Consider the following 19,304-nt stretch of genomic DNA (forward strand, 5'->3'; position numbering starts at 1 on the left):
CACTTTAAATATTAACGCTTTATATTAAAGACCAATTTCACCAATAAAGGGAATGTGACGATATTTCTGGTCATAGTCTAAGCCGTAACCGACAATAAACTTGTCTTCTACTTCAAAGCCTAAAAATTTCACTTCAAGATCAATTTCACGGCGTGAAGGTTTGCTGATTAAAGTACACAGTTCAATAGAATTCGGATTACGGGTGGTTAAAATTTCTAGAACTTTGCTGAGGGTATTGCCGGAGTCAATAATATCTTCAATAATGAGCACGTCTTTACCGCGAATTTCGCCGTCCAGATCTTTTAAAATTTTCACATCGCGCGTTGAAACCGTACCGCCACCGTAACTTGATACCGTCATAAAGTCGAGTTCATGCGGTTTAGTAATTTCACGACATAAATCCGCCATAAAAATGATTGAACCACGCAGTAAACCAATCAGAACAAGTTCTTTGTCACTATGGGCATAGTGAGCATTAATTTTTGCACCAAGCTCTTTGACTTTAGCTTGAATGTCTTCAGCTGAGATCATTACGCTCATATGAACGGTCATGGGTAGATACCTAAAAAGCAAATCAAAAAATAAAAAAGGTGTTGACCAGCAACACCTCAAAAGATGTTTTAATTTTAATACATCTGCCCAATAGATGCATCTTTTTTGCACCTGAAAATGTAATCAAGGCTTGATCTGTGGTGTATCGCGCTTAAGCAACACCGCACATGCCACGCCTATTCCAAGCAGCAGAAGAATCTTTTTATTGGATATTTTCGTGGTCTTGTTGTTTGACATATACCGGTTCTCCATAAATATAAGTTGCCTGGATATTACGATCATCACCCATGGTCATCAGGGCAAATAAAGCATCTTCTATACCTTTAGTACGTTCTTGACGCAGTGCCTGCAGGGCTGTGGCTTTTAAATCCAGCACAATAAAATCGGCTTCTTTACCCAGATTAAAATTCCCCAGTTTATCGTCCAGATCCAAGGCTTTGGCTCCACCCAATGTGGCATGATACAGGGACTCAAATGCAGAGAGCTTATCGCCCTGAAGCTGTTGCACTTTATAGGCTTCATTTAAGGTTTGCAGCTGGTTAAATGAAGTGCCGGCACCAATATCAGTGCCTAAGCCGACTTTGACTTGCTTTTCCCAAGTCTTTTTCAAAGGAAATAGCCCACTGCCCAAGAACAGATTTGAGGTTGGACAAAAGGCAATCGCCGAGTTGGTCTGATGCATACAGTCCCACTCGGCATCTTCCAAATGAACGCAATGCGCAAAGACCGAGCGCTGCCCTGTTAGGCCATAATGGTGATACACATCCAGATAGCCTTGTCGTTCTGGAAATAATTCTTTCACCCAGGCAATTTCATTCTTGTTTTCACTTAAATGGGTGTGTACATAAACTTCAGGATATTCCGCTTTTAACTGCCCCGCTTTGGCAAGTTGGTCGGGTGTAGACGTCGGTGCAAAACGTGGAGTAATCGCATACAGGTTACGGCCTTTACCATGCCATTTTTCAATCAGTGCTTTAGAGTCGTGATAAGAACTTTCTGCTGTGTCACAAAGATCATCAGGAGCATTGCGGTCCATCATTACCTTGCCGGCAATCAAACGCATTTGATGCTGTTCTGCAGCTTCAAATAATGCATCGACCGATTCAGCATGGACGGTACAAAACACCAAGGCGGTCGTGGTGCCGTTTTTCAATAATTGCTGAACAAAGAATTGCGCGATTTTATCGGCATAGGCTTTGTCTTTAAATTGCAATTCCGTGGGAAAGGTATAGCTATTGAGCCATTCTAGAAGTTGTTCCCCATAGGCACCGACCATTTCGGTTTGCGGGAAATGAATATGGGTGTCGATGAATCCCGGTACAATCAGTTGCTCAGGATAATGTTCAAAAGGCATCTCTGCATTCAGCAAATTCTGCCCGTCTTGCCATGTCCCAAACCAGGTAATTTTTCCCGCCTGGGTAATGAGCAAACCATCTTCAAGATAACGAACCGCTTGAGCAATATCGGCGGCTTGGGAAACTGTGTGTTGAAGATCAAGAAAGCGACCACGAACGGCGCGTTGAGTCTGAAGAGAAGACATGCAATAACCTTTTAATTTCTCATTTTTTCAATTGATTGTACCTGAAATCTGGGTTTTAGACCCTGATGCCTCAGTTTTAACTGCTGCCCTGTTCTATAACTTCAGCAGGAGATTTAGAGTTTAAAAAGCAGCCATAAATAAAATACCTGGCATAAAAAAGCCTCCCACCTATACGATGGAAGGCTAGATCATTTTGTTTAAAAATTACAGTTGTGCTTGCTTCTTGTTATAACGAATTGATAACCATGAGGTAATGGCTAAAGTTACGATAATAAAGCCAAGTGAGATCCAGATTGGCATATGGAACACGTCGAGCATTAGCATTTTGAAACCAATAAATAGCAGGATAATCCCGAGGCCATAAGGTAAATAATGCATTTTAGATGCCGCACCTGCCAGTAAGAAGAACATGGCACGTAAGCCTAAAATGGCCATTAAGTTTGCGGTTAACACAATAAAGGGATCACTGGTCACTGCAAAAATAGCCGGAATAGAATCCACTGCGAAAATCACATCGGATGCTTCCACCAAAATCAACACCAAGAATAATGGCGTGGCCCATAACACACCGTTTTGACGCACAAAGAAGTTATGCCCATCTAGTTGTGGGGTAATACGCATATGTTTGCGTAACCACTTCAGTAAGGCCATATCTTCAATATTTGGGTTCTCTTCATGACCTTGAAGAAATTTAAAGCCGGTATAGACCAGGAAGGCACCGAAAATATAGAGGATCCAGGAAAATTCCTGAACGAACCACGCACCGATAAAAATAAAGATGGTACGTAATACAATAGCGCCCAGTACCCCATAGAGCAAAATTTTGCGCTGTAATGCGGGAGGAATGGCAAAAGCTGCAAAAATCATCAGCCAGACAAACACGTTATCAATGGCAAGTGATTTCTCTAACAGATAACCTGCAAAATACTCCATGGTCTTTTGATTGGCTAAGGCAACACCCGCCGTTTGCTGTAAATAAAGCCATAAACCGCCAGCGAACAGCATGGACACACTGACCCAGGCAATGCTCCAATAAGCGGCTGATTTAATTTTAACCGGCTGGTCTTCTTTGTGTTTGAAGCCAATGAAGTCGATGATGAGCATGACTGCCACCATCGCAAAAAATACCAGATACAACCCAGGGTTGCCGATGGATTCCATAATAAATCTCCACACCCGACAACTGGTCATAAAAAAACCTTGACCTGTTGCCAGATGATTTAAACATCTGTGTCAACATGATCAAGGTCTTGCCTACATCTGAATAGCAATATTGCGTAATTTCAGATGCTCAGATACCGACTTTTTGCAAAGTGTAATGACGATATTCTGACACGTCGGCTAGAATTACTTCTAAGGACGCTTGGAGGAGGCTACTCCCCTTGTTCAACTCAATTTTGTTTTGGATCTAATAATCCAAATGTGGCTGAAGAATCGCATATTTATATGAATTGTGCAAATTTTATCTAGCTTAATTACACTTTAATGAAGTCTTTACGTTGCACCAAAATGTATGCCAATACTGTACCTAGGACTGCAATCAAGCCACCCACGATTCCAATCTGACTTAAGCCATAACGTGCCGTGACTATTCCGCCTAATAATGCCCCAGCGCCAATACCGACATTATAAAGACCTGAATAAATCGCCATGGCGACATCGGTTGCGTCCGATGCAAGGTTGAGGGTTTTGGCTTGCAGCGCCAGACTAAAGCAAATGATGCTCATGTCCCAAAACAAGCTCAGAATACTCAAGCTGTTAAACCCTTGAGCCAGAGGCAAGAGTAGCAACATGGACATTGCCAATAAAGCACTGCTTAAAGGAATCGCAATTTTGGGATATTGATTACCAAATTTACCAAACAGATAAGAACCAATAAAACCTGCACCGCCGTAAATGAGCAATAAAGTCGTGGTTTGGCGAGAGCTAAACTGGGCAATATTCAGGGTGAAGGGTTCGATATAACTATAAGCAGTAAATTGTGCAGTAATGATGATGATGGTTAAAGCAAACACCAGCACCAGACTTGGACGTTTCAATAGCATAGCAATACTTTTCAGCGAACCTGAATTGACACTGGGGAGTTTAGGTAAGGTCTTTGCCAAAGTCAGACAGACCATTACCGCACCAATGGCAATTAAGGCAAAGGTATTGCGCCAGCCATAGGCTTCACCAATCATGCGACCAAATGGAATACCCAATACCATGGCTAAAGCTGTGCCTGTCGCCAGTAAACCCAGCGCTTGAAACTCTTTACCTTTTGGTGCAACACGTACTGCTAAAGAAGCGGTAATCGACCAAAACAGCGCATGTGAAAATGCTATTCCGATTCGGCTGGCTAAAAGCACATTAAAGTCCCAGGCGAAATAAGATAGGCCATGACTGATAATAAATACGACAAATAAAGCAATCAGTAGAAAACGGCGCTCAACATTACGTGTCAGCAGCATCAGCGGGAGTGATAGGGAGGCAACGACCCAGGCATAAAGGGTAATCATGATGCCGACATCAGTGGCGGGCATATTGAAACTGTGGCCAATATCGCTCAGCAATGCCACAGGAATAAATTCGGTGGTATTAAAAATAAAGGCGGCGAAGGCTAAAGTGATCACGCAAATCCATTGCCGGGTGGGATTGGGTGGAGATTCAGAAGATAACGAGGACATAGTCAGATGATTTAAAAAGTAGCGTTAAAGTGTAGGCTGAAACATACTCCTTGTTAAGTTTAATCCTCAGGATGAAGTGTACTAAGCAGGGATAGAAACAACAAAAAACTTAACACGATTGAGCAGCTATTTATGCCATGTTTATTTATATTGACCTGAATGAGAGAATAAAAATGTTGGAAATTAAACATAAAGATGATGGCAAAAAGGGTGAATTTTATATCGGTGACAATCAACAGCATTGAGCGGAAATGGTCTATAGCTGGGTGGGTGAAAGTGTCTTTATTATTGAACATACCAATGTGGTCGATTCTCTGCGTGGACAAGGCGTAGGCAATAAATTGCTTGACCGAGCTGTTGCCATGGCACGAGAAAAAAATCTCAAAATCATTCCGCTCTGCCCTTTTACCAATTCCGTTTTTGCTAAAGATTCATCTATTCACGATGTGTTGAAATAAGTTATTTTTAACGTATTCTAGGATCAATCCAATTAAAAATTGAGGGCTAACTATGCAGTTTCAACATGAGGATAACGGTCAACAGGGTGAATTTTTTACTTTGAATGATGCAGGTCAACGGATTGCAGAAATCAGTTATGTCTGGACAGGTGAGCATAAAATTATCGCCAATCATACCTGGGTGGATGATACTTTGCGTGGACATGGCGTAGCACGTCAGTTGCTGGATGTTTTGGTCGAATTTGCACGTCAAAAACGATTGAAAATCATCCCCACCTGTTCTTATGTCGATGTCATGTTTAAGCGCGATAAAAGTTTTGCCGATGTGAGGGCCTGAGTTGACCACAATATAAAAAAGCCCAAAAAATTGGGCTTTTTTTTTCAATTCATTAAGTCAGATCGATAATTACTTTCATTGCTTTCTCCTCTGAGGCATGTTTAAACACCTCATAGGCCTTCTCAAACTCCGCAAATTTAAAGTGATGGCTGGCTAGCCGTTCCAAAGGTAATTTTCCAGAACAACAGGTTTTCAGCAACATACCGGTGGTATTGGCATTGACCAGCCCTGTGGTGATGGTCAGGTTCTTAATCCAGAGTTTTTGCAGTTCAAAATTAACCGACTTGCCATGCACACCGACATTGGCGATATGACCGCCTTCTTTTACGATATTTTGGCAAATATTCCATGTTGCCTCTGCCCCTACTGCTTCCATAGCACAGTCAACCCCCCGCCCTTCAGTAATCTCGAGTACCCGTTGGATTGCATCTTCCTTACCAGAATTGATGGTATGCGTTGCACCCAGTTCTTTAGCCAACGCTAAACGATGGTCATCCATATCAATGGCAATTATGGTTGCTGGTGAATAGAATTGGGCCGTGAGTAAGCAGCCCATGCCAATTGGCCCTGTGCCTACAATTGCAATGCTATCCCCGGGTTTAACGTCGCCATACTGCACACCAATTTCATGAGAGGTCGGCAATACATCCGATAAAAATACTGCGATATCTTCATTTAAACCTTCAGGTAAGGGATAAAGCGAGGTATCGGCAAAGGGCGTACGGACATATTCAGCATGGGTACCATCAATCATGTAACCCATAATCCAGCCTCCTCCGTTACGGCAATGCGCATAAAGTTGTTTCTGACAGTTTTCACACGTTCCGCAGCGGCTGACGCAGGACATAATTACCCGATCGCCTTTTTTTACATTCTTGACCGCCGAGCCCACCTCTTCAACGATACCAATACCTTCATGACCTAAAATACGGCCATTAAATTCACCGGTCTGCTTCTTGGCTTGTTCCTGGATTTCGGGATTTTTACCTTTCCAGATGCCTAAGTCTGTACCGCAAATGGTGGTTTTCGTGACACGGATGACTGCATCCGTTGCATCAATAATCTGGGGAATGGGACGATCTTCAAAACGGATATCATTTTCGCCGTAGTAGACCATGGCTTTCATTGTTGTCATCAGCTTATTCCTTTTCTATTCCCTCTCTTGCAGGCTATGGAGTAAATTTTCTCTTTAAAAAATTAAGTAAAAACATTTAAATAAAGAAAAATTAAACAATGATGAGAGGAAAAAAATTGATCAGAGACTCTGCTGTATTGATAGAACCTTGAAGCATTGAGCATAAATACACAGAGCTTATCTATCTAAGCTATCAACACTCAGTGATGAAGTCATTAGGTGGACAGCTTTGCTTACAGAATGACCGGGTTTAAGACAATAAATTGAGAGTTGCAGAATTTTATTTCAGCTGGATTCTGTCCAGATGATTTATGAGGGATAAGTTGATAAAAATAATAAAAATTATTTCTTGGTCTTGGCTCGGGCATTTAAAAGAAAATGAGCTCTGCAGATGTCATGATTTAACATCTACATGGTTTAATATTGTCTGTTATGCGATTAAAAGCGTCGCCCATACTTAGCGCTGTGATAAGGATTGGGTTTTATTAAAGTGCAGGTTTTGGGATTGAATCAGCTGGGTTAAAACAACACCGAGCAATGATGTCATTAACATCATTTCCAGCATGGCATATTCTTTTACCCATAAAAAACATAAAGCCAAGACACCCAAACTGCAAGCTAGATATAAAGTATTTTGAATCCAGATTTTAAGCGAAATACCAAGCAGGCCTGAACAAATAGCAATGTTCAGCAGCTCTTCAATCCCATTACGATGCAAGACGATAATTAGACATAAATAGCTACAAACTAATCCCATCGTGATGAAAAGGTTTTTTAACATGCTTTTCCCCTGATCTTAGCTAATGATTTGTTTTAATTTGGCTAAATCAATTTTAATACACCGAATGGTAAAAAATAAGTTATTTTAAGGGATACGGTTTGTACGAAAAAAATTACATTTGCTTAAAAAACAACCTAAATTGATGCTAAGCTCAGAAGATTAAGCAATAAAAAACTCTATTTCAAAGTTGCATGGCCAAAATGGGAATTTTATGTTGATTCAATTGTGTTATGTCAGTAGCCGGATAGAAGCTGAAAATGACCTCTTACAGGATTTAAGCGATATTTTGGTCACCGCCCGGTCTTTTAATCAGCCGCATGATATTTATGGTGTGCTTTATTATGCTGAAGGGATTTATTTCCAGTGTCTGGAGGGTGAAAAAAATCAGCTAGATGCTCTATTTTCACAGATCAGCCAGGACACTCGTCATCATCAGATTCAGCGTTTTCCTGACCAGGCTATTGAGCAGCTGCATTTTCAAAAATGGTCGATGAAATATGTCAATCAACATGGAAAAGTCACCCGCCTTTTCAAGAAAATGGGTCTGGAAAAATTTCAGCCCCATCAGTTGAATTTTGAGCAGATAAACCAGTTTCTCGATTTGCTGCTCAAAATGGAAGAAGCCGAACATAAGCCAAAAGCCAAGGTCGGCATAAAAAACCGCGGCTATCAAAATTATTTTTAATTAAAAAAAACCCGCCGATGCGGGCTTTTTTGCCAATCATTTTTAAGCTTTTAAAGCGGTAATCAACTTTTGGTGCAAGCCATCAAAACCGCCATTCGACATAATCACCACAGCATCCCCCTCACCTGCTTCACTGGCGACAGTATTAATGATGTCATCCAGTGAACGCGCTATAATGGCTTTATTGGTTGCAGCGTCAATCACCGGTTGTAAATCCCAGTCCAGACCTTCCGGTTGATACCAAATCACTTCATCCGCCAAACGTGCAGAATGTGCCAAACCATCTTTATGGCTACCCATTCGCATGGTGTTTGAGCGCGGTTCAATAATCGCCCAAAGTTTACGTTCGCCTAAGCGTTTACGTGCGCCGTCTAAAGTGGTTTCAATCGCGGTGGGATGATGGGCAAAGTCGTCATACACTTCAATCCCTTTCACGGTATCTAAAAGTTCCATACGACGTTTTACACCGCTGAAGTTCGAAAGTGCTTTACATGAAGTTTCAATCGAAACACCGACATGCTCAGCTGCAGCAATAGTGGCCAAGGCATTGGCTACAGAGTGCTGTCCGGTCATATTCCAATGTACTTCACCTTTAACAATACCATTTTCTAGTACTTTAAAATGAGAACCATCGGCGATGAGTTGTTCCGCACAAAGCGATGCATTTGCATTTGCTTGTAAACTGGTTCGCACCACAGGCGTCCAATCACCCTGCTCTAGAACTTCATCAATATTGCTTTCAGTAATTGGGGCAATAATACGGCCTTCACTTGGAATGGTACGCACCAAATGATGGAATTGTTTTTGAATTGCGGCTAAATCCTCAAAGATATCGGCATGGTCAAATTCAAGGTTATTTAAAATGGCCGTTCTAGGATGGTAATGCACGAACTTGGAACGTTTGTCGAAGAAAGCAGAGTCATATTCATCTGCTTCTACACAGAAGTATGTGCCACCGCCTAAACGTGCACTTTGTGAGAAACAAAGGGGTACCCCACCAATCAAAAAACCCGGCTCTAACCCAGCTTGATCCAGTACCCAAGCCAGCATAGTTGTGGTTGTAGTTTTACCATGTGTACCGGCAACCCCTAAAACGTGTTTGCCTTGAAGCACATGATCTGCAAGGAACTGCGGACCTGAAATATACGGTAGACCTGCATTTAACATATATTCCACAGCATCAATGCCACGTTTCATGGCATTGCCGACAATCACCAAATCGGGGTGTGGTTGCAAATGGCTATGGTCATAGCCTTGCATTAAGGTAATGCCTGCATTTTCCAGTTGGGTCGACATGGGTGGATAGACGTTCTGATCCGAACCTGTCACCTTATGTCCTAAATCACGTGCTAATAATGCCAGTGAACCCATAAAGGTGCCACAGATACCCAAAATATGCAGATGCATTCGTTTTAACTCCACTGCTTTTTTGACACATCACTTTGGTCTGGGTGGTGTCATTATTGATTCAATTTGAAAGCAACGATATCAAGGGTTTTACGGAAAAGATAGTCTTTCTTGTATCTATTCATAGGATTGCATAAGGCGTTTTATGTCGCTGTTATAGGTGTGTGGTTTGCTAGAAAAACCATGGATGAAATGACATGCTGTTTTGAACAGAAAAACGTAAAATATTCACGATTAATTTAGAAAAATTGACTATGTTCTTTCCGCTGCTGCTTTTAGTGATTTCTAACTGTTTTATGACCTTGGCTTGGTATGGTCATTTGAAGTTTTTACATGGCGCACCGCTTTGGCAAGCGATTTTATTTGGCTGGCTGATTGCGCTACTGGAATATAGTTTTATGATTCCGGCCACCCGATTGCTGGCACAACAAGGCTGGGCGGTTGGTCAAATGAAAATTACCCAGGAAGTCATGACCTTACTCGTATTTGTGCCGTTTATGATTTTTATGTTTAAGCAGCCTTTTAAGCTGGATTATTTCTGGGCAGGTCTATGTTTACTGGGCTGCATTTATTTTGTTTTTCGGAGTCAATAAACTGATCACTACCCTATTTTTATCTATTTCTATAAAAAATATTGAAAATATTAGTCTGCTTAAGCTGTTAAATTTTGGTGAGGTGAAAAATCAGTCTATAATGTCGGGCTTCTGATTCATTTAAAGCTTGGCACTTGTCAAGATTTATCCTTCCTTACATTTGTTTATGGAATATGTGCAATGAATGCGGCTGCTGCAGACACTCAACCTCTCGTTGGAATTATCATGGGTTCTCAATCTGATTGGGCAACTCTCGAAAACACTGCCAATATGCTTGAACAGCTTGGCGTCCCATTTGAAGCGGAAGTTGTTTCTGCGCATCGTACGCCAGATCGTTTATTCGAATATGCTGAAACAGCACGTGAGCGCGGTATCCAGGTAATTATTGCCGGTGCCGGTGGTGCAGCGCATTTACCCGGTATGTGTGCAGCAAAAACTGACCTGCCGGTCCTTGGCGTTCCGGTAAAATCTTCCATCTTGAATGGCGTAGATTCATTGCTTTCAATCGTGCAAATGCCGGCTGGTATTGCAGTCGGTACATTGGCGATTGGTCCTGCGGGTGCCACCAATGCCGCGATTATGGCCGCACAAATTTTAGGTTTAACACGTCCTGAAATTGCAAAAAATGTTGCCCAATTCCGTGCTGCGCAAACTGAAAAAGTGGCGAGCAAAAATATTCCAGGTCAAATGTAAAGCCAAGCTTAAAACGGGACACACGTTATGGATAAAACCATCGGTATTTTTGGTGGTGGTCAACTCGGCCGTATGATGGCACAAGCTGCCCTACCGCTGAATATTCAATGCACCTTCTTTGAAGCCAGTACAGATTGCCCTTCCGCAGCGCTGGGTCAGGTGATCTCTAGCAAAGCTGAAAATGGCTTACAACAGTTCATCGAAAGCGCAGATGTTTTCAGCCTTGAGTTTGAAAACACACCACTGGCAGATGTTGATGTTTTAACCCAGCAAAAAGAACTGCATCCGCCACGTCAGGCTTTGGCCACTGCGCAAAACCGTTTTCTGGAAAAAGCGTTGTTTGATCAACTCGAAATTCCTGTGGCGCCGTATAAAGAGGTCAATTCTTTACAGAGTTTAAAAGCTGCGGTTGCTGAACTCGGTTTACCGATTGTTTTAAAAACAGCCACTGGCGGTTATGACGGTAAAGGTCAATTCGTTCTTCGTACTGCAGATCAAATTGAACAAGCATGGGCAGAACTTGGCCCTGCAGGTTCATTGATTGCTGAAAGCTTTGTGACATTTTCGCGTGAAGTGTCGATTATTGCAGTTCGTGGTCAAACTGGCGAGGTGAAAACGTGGCCATTGGCTGAAAATCACCATCATAATGGCATTTTGTCGCATTCAATTGTTCCTGCGCCAAACAGTGCAGATTTACAGCCTGTGGCACAAGACTACATCACTCGCCTGCTGAATCATTTGAATTATGTTGGTGTGTTGACGCTTGAATTGTTTGTGACCGATAAAGGCTTGTATGCCAATGAGATGGCACCACGTGTGCATAACTCAGGTCATTGGTCTATTGAAGGCGCTGTATGCTCACAGTTTGAAAACCACATTCGTGCAGTTGCGGGTTTACCGCTGGGTTCAACTGAAGTGGTTCGTCCAACCGTGATGGTCAACATTATTGGCAAGCATCCCAAATCTGAAGATGTCTTGGTTTTAAATGGCGCACATTTGCACCTGTACAACAAAACTGAACGTACAGGCCGTAAAATTGGCCATATTACGTTAATGCCAAACGACAGCGCTGAGTTAACCACTTTATGCCGTCAATTGGCGAAAATTTTGCCTGAACCTTTGGCATTAACTCAAGATATGAGCATTTAATCCGTCGATTGAATGATAAAAAAGCGGTCATGCCAATGACCGCTTTTTTTATGCCTGAAGTTCGGGCATGATTGCGCCTCTTTCGAGCATATGCACCATTTATCGGAATAGAAGAAGAAATAACTGTATGTAATTCATACAATCCCTTATAAATGTACTGCATAAAAAACAAACAAATAGAATTGTGCTGTATTTAAGTTTTGCTGCTGTAAAACGATAAAGAAAAATGCAAAAAATTTTAAATTCAAAAGATAAAAAATAAATTCAAAAGGATACGAGTTTAAATTCAAACTTGCATATTTGAATTTAAAAATTATGAATTTAAAGTTGTATCTGGTGGTATGAATTTAAACTTTAAATTTAAAAACAGACTTTTGAATTTAAAGTTTTATGATTTTAAGCCTATAAAAACAAGAGACCTTAACTTACCCACAGGGTGTTTGAATTTAAAAACCGCAGTTTGAATTTAAAAGGATAAATTTAAATTCATATTTTGGATCTTTTTGAATTTAAAGTTTTGAAAATAAGGATTGTGGATAACTTTTTAAATTTAAAAACAGCATATGAATTTAAAATAATGAAAAATGAATTTAAATTTACGATTTGATTCAGAAACTACTAACCGATGATGGTATGGTAAAAACACAATTTAAATTCAAATACCATCAGGGATACTATGCGTCGCTTAGCTTTCGTTTTAGGTTCAGTTTTTTTTGCAATGACTCAAGCCAATGCTGAGCTGCTTATCAATGGTCAGCCTGTTACGACCGCTTCAACTCCATCATCCACGCCAGTTTTTAGCGCTCAAAATAATTTTCAGCAATGTATTGCAAATTTACGCAGCCAAGCCATGACTTCGGGGGTGAGTGGGTCAACCTATGACCGCTACACGCAAAACTTAACGCCTGATTATTCTGTGATTGAAAAACTGAATTATCAGCCTGAATTTTCGACCCCGATCTGGGATTATTTATCCGGTCTGGTAGATGAAGAGCGTGTGCAACTGGGACGCCAAAAATTAGCCCAACACCGTGAGGTACTCAACCGCGTTGCGGCCGCTTATGGTGTTCCGGCTGAAACTGTGGTGGCAGTTTGGGGTGTGGAAAGTAATTTTGGTGATATTGCCGGAAGTTATCCTTTGTTACAGGCTTTAGGAACTTTAAGTTGCGAAGGTCGTCGCCAGGGTTATTTTCGTGGAGAATTCTTTACCACGATGCGAATTTTACAACGCGGTGATTTAACCGAGCAGCAAATGAAAGGTTCGTGGGCGGGGGCATTTGGTCATACTCAGTTTATGCCGTCCACCTATGAAGAGCTTGCTGTCGATTTTGATGGTGATGGTCGTCGAGATTTGGTTTCTAGCACCACCGATGCTTTGGCTTCAACCGCGAATTTCTTGAAAAAACGTGGCTGGCAAACCGGCATGCCGTGGGGTTTTGAAGTTCGTATTCCTGAAAGCATGTCAATCAGTGGTGAAGGGCGCCGGAATAAAAAGGCTTTAAGCAGCTGGGTGAGCCGTGGTGTGGTTCGTGCTGATGGCAGTCCTCTAATTCAGGGGAATTTATCTGACAGCAGTTCGGCGGGATTAATGGCGCCTGCAGGTGAAAATGGTCCGGTATTTTTGGTCTTTAAAAATTTCGATGCTATCTATAGTTATAACGCGGCAGAAAGTTATGCCTTGGCGATTGCACATTTATCCGATCGCCTGCAAGGTGAGGGTGGGTTTAGTAAAGCTTGGCCCACCGATGATGCTGGAACATCGCGTTCGGAACGTCGTGAAATTCAGCAGTTTTTACTCAACCGCGGTTATGACATTGGTAAAGTAGATGGCTTAATTGGCGATAAAACCCGCCAAGCAATTCGCCAAGAACAAACACGTTTGGGTTTAAGCCCAACCGGTCGTGCAGGCCAACAGATTTTGCGTGCCTTTAGAAATGAAAATGCCAAAATGATGATGAACTAATCCTATGTTAGCCATAAAAAGGTCTGCTTAATGCAGACCTTTTTATGGCTAACTATTTAAACGGGTATCTATATAGCAGTAATAGTACCTAAAACACGATAGCCTGCAGCACCCGTTACATTGGGTAGGTTGCCACTTTGCTGATTCACAAAGCGCATCGCCAGCCATGCAAAAGCAGTGGCTTCGACCCAGGTGGGTGCTAAACCAATTGCAGAGGTGGTTTGAACAGACCAATTATGTTTACGTAAACGCCAACGCAGTTGTTCCAGTAAATGTGAGTTAAAGGCACCCCCGCCACACACATACACTTCACCGGTATCCATGTCAGAGCGGTAGATGGCTTTTTTAATCGCCCGGGTGGTGAGTTTTAATAAGGTCGCCTGCACATTTTCAGGAGTATCTTCCAGCTCGTTATATTCCACATCGTTATGCCAGTCGGCAATTTGTTCATCTAACCATTCCAGATTAAAGTCTTCACGACCGGTACTTTTGGGCGGTTCTTTGGAAAAATATTCATGACTTTGCAGGCGGTCGAGCAGACTGCGAATTGGTTGACCATAAGCTGCCCAGTTGCCATTTTCATCATAGGGTTGACCTGTATAACGATGACACCAGGCATCCATCAAAATATTGGCCGGTCCTGTATCAAAACCATAGACCCCATCCGGATTGCCCGCAGGCAACATGCTGACATTGGCAATGCCACCCAAATTTAAAATCACCCGATGAATACTGGAATGCTGGAACAAGGCTTGATGAAATGCAGGAACCAGAGGGGCACCTTGACCACCCGCGGCCATATCACGACGCCTGAAATCTGAAATTACTGGAATTTTTGTCATTTCTGTAACGATATTGGGGTCACCAATTTGCAGGGTGAAACCATGTTCAGGACGGTGGCGAATGGTTTGTCCGTGTGAGCCAATGGCTTTAATCTGGCTACGATCTAAATTATTTTTTTCAATCAGCTGGTTAATGCCATGACCAATCATTTGCGCCAGCGCCACATCGGCTTTGCCCATGCGGTCAATTTCATTGTCACCGGGTAAAGTCAGTGCCATGAGTTCGTCACGTAAGTCCAAATCAAAGGACAAGGTGAGGGTCGCGTGAAGCTGCAATGGATCAAATGAAGCAGCCACAATGTCAACGCCATCCATGCTGGTGCCGGTCATTACGCCAATATAGATCGCTGTCATGATGATAGTTAAGCCTGCATTATGCTGAAAAAGTGTTAGTATATCGCACAAATTGTATAACTGATGTATTGGGTTTTGTGATGTCAAATTTCCTGCCGGCTGAAGAACAACTTGCCCTCATTCAACGAGGTACTCATGAGATTATTTCTGAAGAGGATCTGTTAAAGAAACTCAAGGAAAATCGTCCATTAAAAATTAAAGCGGGCTTTGACCCAACAGCACCTGATTTACATTTAGGTCATACTGTACTGATTAACAAGCTAAAAGTGTTTCAGGATTTGGGGCATGATGTTACATTTTTAATCGGTGACTACACCGCCATGATTGGCGACCCAACCGGTAAAAGCGCAACCCGTCCACCCTTGTCACGTGAACAGGTGTTGGAAAATGCAAAAACGTATCAAGAACAAGTGTTTAAAATTCTTGATCCCAATAAAACCAAAGTTCGTTTTAACTCTGAATGGTTTGCAGAAAAAACTGCAGCCGATCTGATTCAATTGGCGTCTCAGCAAACTGTGGCGCGTATGCTTGAACGTGATGACTTTACCAAGCGTTATAACAACCATCAGCCGATTGCGATTCACGAATTCTTGTATCCGTTGGTACAGGGTTATGACTCAATTGCTTTGGAAGCGGATGTAGAGTTGGGTGGTACAGACCAGACTTTTAACTTGTTGATGGGTCGTACGCTACAAGGTCGTTTCGAGCAAGAAGCACAGGTGTGTATTACCGTACCTATTCTGGAAGGTTTAGATGGCGTAAATAAAATGTCTAAATCTTTGGGGAACTATATTGGTGTATTTGATGCACCGGGTGCGATGTACCAAAAAGTACTTTCAATGCCAGACGCTTTGATCGAGCGTTATTTTGATTTGCTGAGCTTTAAATCACTAGATGAAATTGCAATGTTATTGAAAGAAATGCAAGAAGGTCGTAATCCTCAAGAGATTAAAAAGATCTTGGCGCTAGAGTTAGTAGAACGTTTCCATGGGGCGGAAGCAGCTGAGCATGCGCATAAAGGTGCAGGTAATATCATTACTGAGGGCGAATTGCCTGAAGGCACCCCAGAAGTGACCATTTCACGTGCTGAATTTGGTGGGGAGATGTTTATTGCTTCTATTGTACGTACTGCCGGTTTAACCAAAAATGCCGCACAAGCCAAAGATGCTGTGGCACGTGGCGTGGTAAAAGTGGACTGGGAAGTGGTTGATGCAGGTTTCTCGGTAAATGAGAATAAAACTTACATCATTCAAGCAGGTAAAAAAGCGATTGCTAAAGTGACCTTCACAGACTAATAATAACTTAAATTTATATTTAAGTTATTGAAATAAAAGCAGGCTTTGGTCTGCTTTTTTTTTAATATCGTATATGAGGATTATGAATAAGCAAATTCAAAAAAACCTTATAAAAACAACAGTTAAATTTTTCCAAACCGGTTGCATTGTCTTTTACTTATGTATAAGATTTATCCATCTAGACATTGTGTAGAAAACATATCTAGAGGGTCGGTTTGTAACAAAGAGCTCCACAATTTTAAGTCTCTTCCCCAAGAGACTTTTTTTAAATTTTTACCGATAACTATAATAATGACATCATGGATCTGAATGTGATCTAACTCCAAGGAAGAGGTTTTGGGAGAGATCTCTTTCTTTTTTTTCTGTCTAAAATTTAGCAGTGATGAGTAATCTATTATTTATCTATATGAATTTTACTTTTATGTGATCAAATAAATTCAGTTCAAATAAAAAATTTTTCCTTAATTAGGAACTTATTCTTTCATTTGGCTCAATGGGCTAGGAAAATACCTGGGGAAATGTACTGTCTTTTATATGAGCTAAGTTGAGTGAAATGTACCGCATTTGCTCTCTAACTATTATCAAAATACGCGCATAACCAACTCATAACTCGTGTCTTGCGCGCTACAGGTTAATCTTTTCTCAGATTTTTAAGCCTGCTTTTGCAATCTGGATATTTTCACTGCCATGCTCTGCGCGCCTGTTAATACGATCTAACACAACACCATTCATATAAATGGTAAGGCCGCTATTCATCATCAGCATATTTTCATCCAAATAGCGGATATCGGACACAATGGTGCCATCTTGAATACCTTAAGCAATCATTGCTGTTTCTCTTTTTTGCGAATTTGCTGTGTAGGCTTTATTTTATGCCATTTCATCAGTCAATAATAAAATTAAGCTATTGCACTCAGAGAGCATTTTTATCGGATCTATGGCTTTTGATATGGCTGTTCTGTGTGGTATTCGCAGAGACTATTGAGGATATTGCTAAGACAATCAGTGCAGTAAAGATAAGTAGTTTTTTGATCTTAACTGCAGATCAAAATGACGTTAAAATTTTACTGTTTTTACTTACGCGGAAGATCGAAAAGCAGTACATCCAACTTGATTAACTTAGATTGCAATAGCGGTTGGCGGTACAGCCATGCTTGTTTAATCCTATTAGAGGCTAAGCCAAAACATTGCAGTAACCTGAATGCCTTGGATCTACTCGTCATAGCATAGAGTGATGAGTAGTTAGTACCACTATGAATGAACCGGAATCATAACTTCATTACGTCTTAAGAACCATGGCGTAAAAGGTGGGTTGTAGCGTGCCCATACGGCATTTCCTGTGGGGGTGAGTCCCATTTTTTTCATCCATGCGACAAGTTCTAGTTCGTGGTTCAAATAATTCTTTTCACTCCACATTCCAGAATATCGAACCACCGCCATACGTTGGGCTGGAACTTGACGCAAAGTAATGCTGGCATCCTCCGGTTGCGGCAACGTGCTTAATGTGGAGCTCTTTGGCATAGTAAAGCTTACCAGCCATTTCTCATCAACACGTTGTTGTGCTACAGGCGCAGTCATTGGTATTTTCTCACCTATAGATTGTTGAGAAACCGGTGCCGTCATGGCCACTTTGCTGCGCGAAACGTTACTGCCAGAGATATAGCGAAACAGTTTCATAAAAGCCTTGTTGCTGACATTCTCCATATTGCCTTCAACCAAAGTTTCAGCAATTACGTGCGGTGCATATTCACGAATCTCAAAGGGCTTATCCTGGCTAATCACCACGTAACTTGCTTCTTCAACGGCCATGGCCTTTTGTATCCCAGTTGTGATTAATAATGCTACAACAGTAATTCCTACCACTTTTTTAATCTTCATACCCACCTCGAATGCAGTGTCTGCCTAATCCAGTTGATGTCTTGCGATAAAAGATCCGATATTTTTTGCTTAAATGAATCTAATCAATTTTATGCTGTACTCAGTTCAAGCTAGCACTATGAAAATCATCTTTCAATGTGCATTTTGATGTTCAATGAATCAGTCGAAATTCAGGATTGAGTCAGTAGAGTCATAGGATATGTCGGTTTTAAAGCGAGGAGCTATGACAGGTAGGTGACGTTAAGGGAAGAGATAAAAGGCAGAGGGGTCAGATTCAAAAAAATCTAAGCGATAGGGTGAATTGTTGAGTTTAATCTAGTACGTATTGATAGCTAGAACACCTAAATCAGATAAGGATCTTATGCATTTACTGTGTGAAGCCTATCTCCACTATATAAGCCGGCCTATAAAATAACTTGATTGATCCTATCTAGGGATATTCTGTACATAAAAAAATCATCTTGCAGCAATAGGCTATACAGAGTTTGTTATTTTAAGATTCGTTTCAGAACCCTGGTCTATTTATAAGATGCGCAGATTAAAAATCTCTCCCTTAGAGTGGACAACAAAACTTTAAAAAACTTCCAAAAACCAATTTTTTTATCAAAAAAGTATAAAAAATGAGTAAAAAATATGGTTTTTTAATGTTTTTGTAGAAAAAACAGACATGCGTGATAAATATATCAGTTTAGGGGTTGCGCGGATGCTGAAACTGTATAGAATACGCCGCATACCAACGAGATATGTTGAGACGAACGAAGCGCGAAGCGCTGAGTTGTTGAGATTATCTTGTTGTTTCTTGTCTCTGACGAAGAGCGAGATAGATCATTAAGAACTTATGAAGAACAACTTGTGTGGATTTTTACTGGTTGATCGATCGAAATTATTTTCATTGATTGATGGTAGAAATGACTCGAAGTTTATTTGAGAAATATTTGTCAGAAAATTGATGAGCCAAGATTGGTGCCCTTTAAGG

General features: G+C 41.3%; 17 protein-coding genes and 1 pseudogene. 8 read left to right on the forward strand and 10 right to left on the reverse strand.

What is annotated here, in order from left to right; all coding sequences use genetic code 11:
- Positions 1-24: 24 nt before the first annotated feature.
- The 4 genes from hpt to E0H80_RS15300 form a co-directional block, all read right to left on the reverse strand.
- Complete coding sequence (gene hpt / locus E0H80_RS15285) at positions 25-552, reverse strand: hypoxanthine phosphoribosyltransferase (RefSeq protein ID WP_131367111.1); 528 nt, start codon at positions 550-552, stop codon at positions 25-27.
- Between the two features lie 202 nt (positions 553-754).
- Positions 755-2,092, reverse strand: coding sequence for a guanine deaminase (guaD, locus tag E0H80_RS15290; RefSeq protein ID WP_131367114.1), 1,338 nt, complete (start codon positions 2,090-2,092; stop codon positions 755-757).
- 204 nt (positions 2,093-2,296) lie between these two features.
- Entirely contained in the window at positions 2,297-3,253 is a 957-nt protein-coding gene (locus tag E0H80_RS15295) for a TerC family protein (RefSeq protein ID WP_131367117.1), read from the reverse strand.
- 314 nt (positions 3,254-3,567) lie between these two features.
- Positions 3,568-4,758 (reverse strand): sugar transporter, encoded by a 1,191-nt coding sequence (locus tag E0H80_RS15300; RefSeq protein WP_131367119.1) that lies wholly within the window; start codon positions 4,756-4,758, stop codon positions 3,568-3,570.
- A 173-nt stretch (positions 4,759-4,931) separates the two neighbouring features.
- Here E0H80_RS15300 and E0H80_RS15305 point away from each other — a divergent pair.
- Positions 4,932-5,216, forward strand: a pseudogene (locus E0H80_RS15305) (GNAT family N-acetyltransferase).
- A 52-nt stretch (positions 5,217-5,268) separates the two neighbouring features.
- On the forward strand, positions 5,269-5,553 hold the full coding sequence (locus E0H80_RS15310) for a GNAT family N-acetyltransferase (RefSeq protein WP_131367123.1): 285 nt from the start codon (positions 5,269-5,271) through the stop codon (positions 5,551-5,553).
- 52 nt (positions 5,554-5,605) lie between these two features.
- Here E0H80_RS15310 and E0H80_RS15315 read toward each other — a convergent pair whose 3' ends face one another.
- Together E0H80_RS15315 and E0H80_RS15320 are read right to left on the reverse strand one after the other, a co-directional pair.
- Positions 5,606-6,688 (reverse strand): zinc-dependent alcohol dehydrogenase family protein, encoded by a 1,083-nt coding sequence (locus E0H80_RS15315; RefSeq protein WP_131367125.1) that lies wholly within the window; start codon positions 6,686-6,688, stop codon positions 5,606-5,608.
- A 457-nt stretch (positions 6,689-7,145) separates the two neighbouring features.
- The gene (locus tag E0H80_RS15320) at positions 7,146-7,469 is read right to left on the reverse strand and encodes a hypothetical protein (protein WP_131367127.1); all 324 of its coding nucleotides are present in this window, start codon (positions 7,467-7,469) and stop codon (positions 7,146-7,148) included.
- A gap of 211 nt (positions 7,470-7,680) precedes the next feature.
- Between E0H80_RS15320 and E0H80_RS15325 the strand changes: the two genes are divergently transcribed.
- Positions 7,681-8,154 (forward strand): BLUF domain-containing protein, encoded by a 474-nt coding sequence (locus E0H80_RS15325; protein WP_131367129.1) that lies wholly within the window; start codon positions 7,681-7,683, stop codon positions 8,152-8,154.
- A 42-nt stretch (positions 8,155-8,196) separates the two neighbouring features.
- On the opposite strand, the gene mpl is transcribed toward E0H80_RS15325, so the two are convergent.
- Positions 8,197-9,561 (reverse strand): UDP-N-acetylmuramate:L-alanyl-gamma-D-glutamyl-meso-diaminopimelate ligase, encoded by a 1,365-nt coding sequence (gene mpl, locus E0H80_RS15330; RefSeq protein WP_131367131.1) that lies wholly within the window; start codon positions 9,559-9,561, stop codon positions 8,197-8,199.
- Positions 9,562-9,815: 254 nt separating this feature from the next.
- Here mpl and E0H80_RS15335 point away from each other — a divergent pair, with 254 nt between their 5' ends.
- The 4 genes from E0H80_RS15335 (at position 9,816) to E0H80_RS15350 (ending at position 13,959) form a co-directional block, all read left to right on the forward strand.
- Complete coding sequence (locus E0H80_RS15335) at positions 9,816-10,154, forward strand: DMT family protein (RefSeq protein WP_131367133.1); 339 nt, start codon at positions 9,816-9,818, stop codon at positions 10,152-10,154.
- Between the two features lie 180 nt (positions 10,155-10,334).
- On the forward strand, positions 10,335-10,847 hold the full coding sequence (gene purE, locus E0H80_RS15340; protein ID WP_131367135.1) for a 5-(carboxyamino)imidazole ribonucleotide mutase: 513 nt from the start codon (positions 10,335-10,337) through the stop codon (positions 10,845-10,847).
- Positions 10,848-10,874: 27 nt separating this feature from the next.
- A complete protein-coding gene (locus tag E0H80_RS15345) occupies positions 10,875-11,996 on the forward strand; it encodes a 5-(carboxyamino)imidazole ribonucleotide synthase (protein ID WP_131367137.1) in 1,122 nt (373 codons plus the stop codon).
- 676 nt (positions 11,997-12,672) lie between these two features.
- Positions 12,673-13,959, forward strand: coding sequence for a lytic murein transglycosylase (locus E0H80_RS15350; RefSeq protein WP_131367139.1), 1,287 nt, complete (start codon positions 12,673-12,675; stop codon positions 13,957-13,959).
- Positions 13,960-14,027: 68 nt separating this feature from the next.
- Here the strand turns inward: E0H80_RS15350 and E0H80_RS15355 are convergent, their stop codons facing one another.
- Positions 14,028-15,155, reverse strand: a complete 1,128-nt coding sequence (locus E0H80_RS15355) for an anhydro-N-acetylmuramic acid kinase (protein WP_131367141.1) — start codon at positions 15,153-15,155, stop codon at positions 14,028-14,030.
- 80 nt (positions 15,156-15,235) lie between these two features.
- On the opposite strand from E0H80_RS15355, the gene tyrS reads away from it, so the two are divergent.
- A complete protein-coding gene (tyrS, locus tag E0H80_RS15360) occupies positions 15,236-16,450 on the forward strand; it encodes a tyrosine--tRNA ligase (protein WP_131367143.1) in 1,215 nt (404 codons plus the stop codon).
- A 642-nt stretch (positions 16,451-17,092) separates the two neighbouring features.
- On the opposite strand, the gene E0H80_RS16675 is transcribed toward tyrS, so the two are convergent.
- Positions 17,093-17,245, reverse strand: a complete 153-nt coding sequence (locus E0H80_RS16675) for a hypothetical protein (RefSeq protein WP_165494325.1) — start codon at positions 17,243-17,245, stop codon at positions 17,093-17,095.
- 456 nt (positions 17,246-17,701) lie between these two features.
- Complete coding sequence (locus E0H80_RS15365) at positions 17,702-18,259, reverse strand: SOUL family heme-binding protein (protein WP_131367145.1); 558 nt, start codon at positions 18,257-18,259, stop codon at positions 17,702-17,704.
- Positions 18,260-19,304: the final 1,045 nt, after the last annotated feature.

Source organism: Acinetobacter sp. ANC 4779, assembly GCF_004331055.1.
Classification (GTDB): Bacteria; Pseudomonadota; Gammaproteobacteria; order Pseudomonadales; family Moraxellaceae; genus Acinetobacter.

Excerpts from the sequence above, each read along its gene's own strand:
- hpt (WP_131367111.1), bottom strand. The coding sequence starts at position 552 with ATGACCGTTCATATGAGCGTAATGATCTCAGCTGAAGACATTCAAGCT.
- guaD (WP_131367114.1), bottom strand. The coding sequence starts at position 2,092 with ATGTCTTCTCTTCAGACTCAACGCGCCGTTCGTGGTCGCTTTCTTGAT.
- E0H80_RS15295 (WP_131367117.1), bottom strand. The coding sequence starts at position 3,253 with ATGGAATCCATCGGCAACCCTGGGTTGTATCTGGTATTTTTTGCGATG.
- E0H80_RS15300 (WP_131367119.1), bottom strand. The coding sequence starts at position 4,758 with ATGTCCTCGTTATCTTCTGAATCTCCACCCAATCCCACCCGGCAATGG.
- E0H80_RS15310 (WP_131367123.1), top strand. The coding sequence starts at position 5,269 with ATGCAGTTTCAACATGAGGATAACGGTCAACAGGGTGAATTTTTTACT.
- E0H80_RS15315 (WP_131367125.1), bottom strand. The coding sequence starts at position 6,688 with ATGACAACAATGAAAGCCATGGTCTACTACGGCGAAAATGATATCCGT.
- E0H80_RS15320 (WP_131367127.1), bottom strand. The coding sequence starts at position 7,469 with ATGTTAAAAAACCTTTTCATCACGATGGGATTAGTTTGTAGCTATTTA.
- E0H80_RS15325 (WP_131367129.1), top strand. The coding sequence starts at position 7,681 with ATGTTGATTCAATTGTGTTATGTCAGTAGCCGGATAGAAGCTGAAAAT.
- mpl (WP_131367131.1), bottom strand. The coding sequence starts at position 9,561 with ATGCATCTGCATATTTTGGGTATCTGTGGCACCTTTATGGGTTCACTG.
- E0H80_RS15335 (WP_131367133.1), top strand. The coding sequence starts at position 9,816 with ATGTTCTTTCCGCTGCTGCTTTTAGTGATTTCTAACTGTTTTATGACC.
- purE (WP_131367135.1), top strand. The coding sequence starts at position 10,335 with ATGAATGCGGCTGCTGCAGACACTCAACCTCTCGTTGGAATTATCATG.
- E0H80_RS15345 (WP_131367137.1), top strand. The coding sequence starts at position 10,875 with ATGGATAAAACCATCGGTATTTTTGGTGGTGGTCAACTCGGCCGTATG.
- E0H80_RS15350 (WP_131367139.1), top strand. The coding sequence starts at position 12,673 with ATGCGTCGCTTAGCTTTCGTTTTAGGTTCAGTTTTTTTTGCAATGACT.
- E0H80_RS15355 (WP_131367141.1), bottom strand. The coding sequence starts at position 15,155 with ATGACAGCGATCTATATTGGCGTAATGACCGGCACCAGCATGGATGGC.
- tyrS (WP_131367143.1), top strand. The coding sequence starts at position 15,236 with ATGTCAAATTTCCTGCCGGCTGAAGAACAACTTGCCCTCATTCAACGA.
- E0H80_RS15365 (WP_131367145.1), bottom strand. The coding sequence starts at position 18,259 with ATGGCCGTTGAAGAAGCAAGTTACGTGGTGATTAGCCAGGATAAGCCC.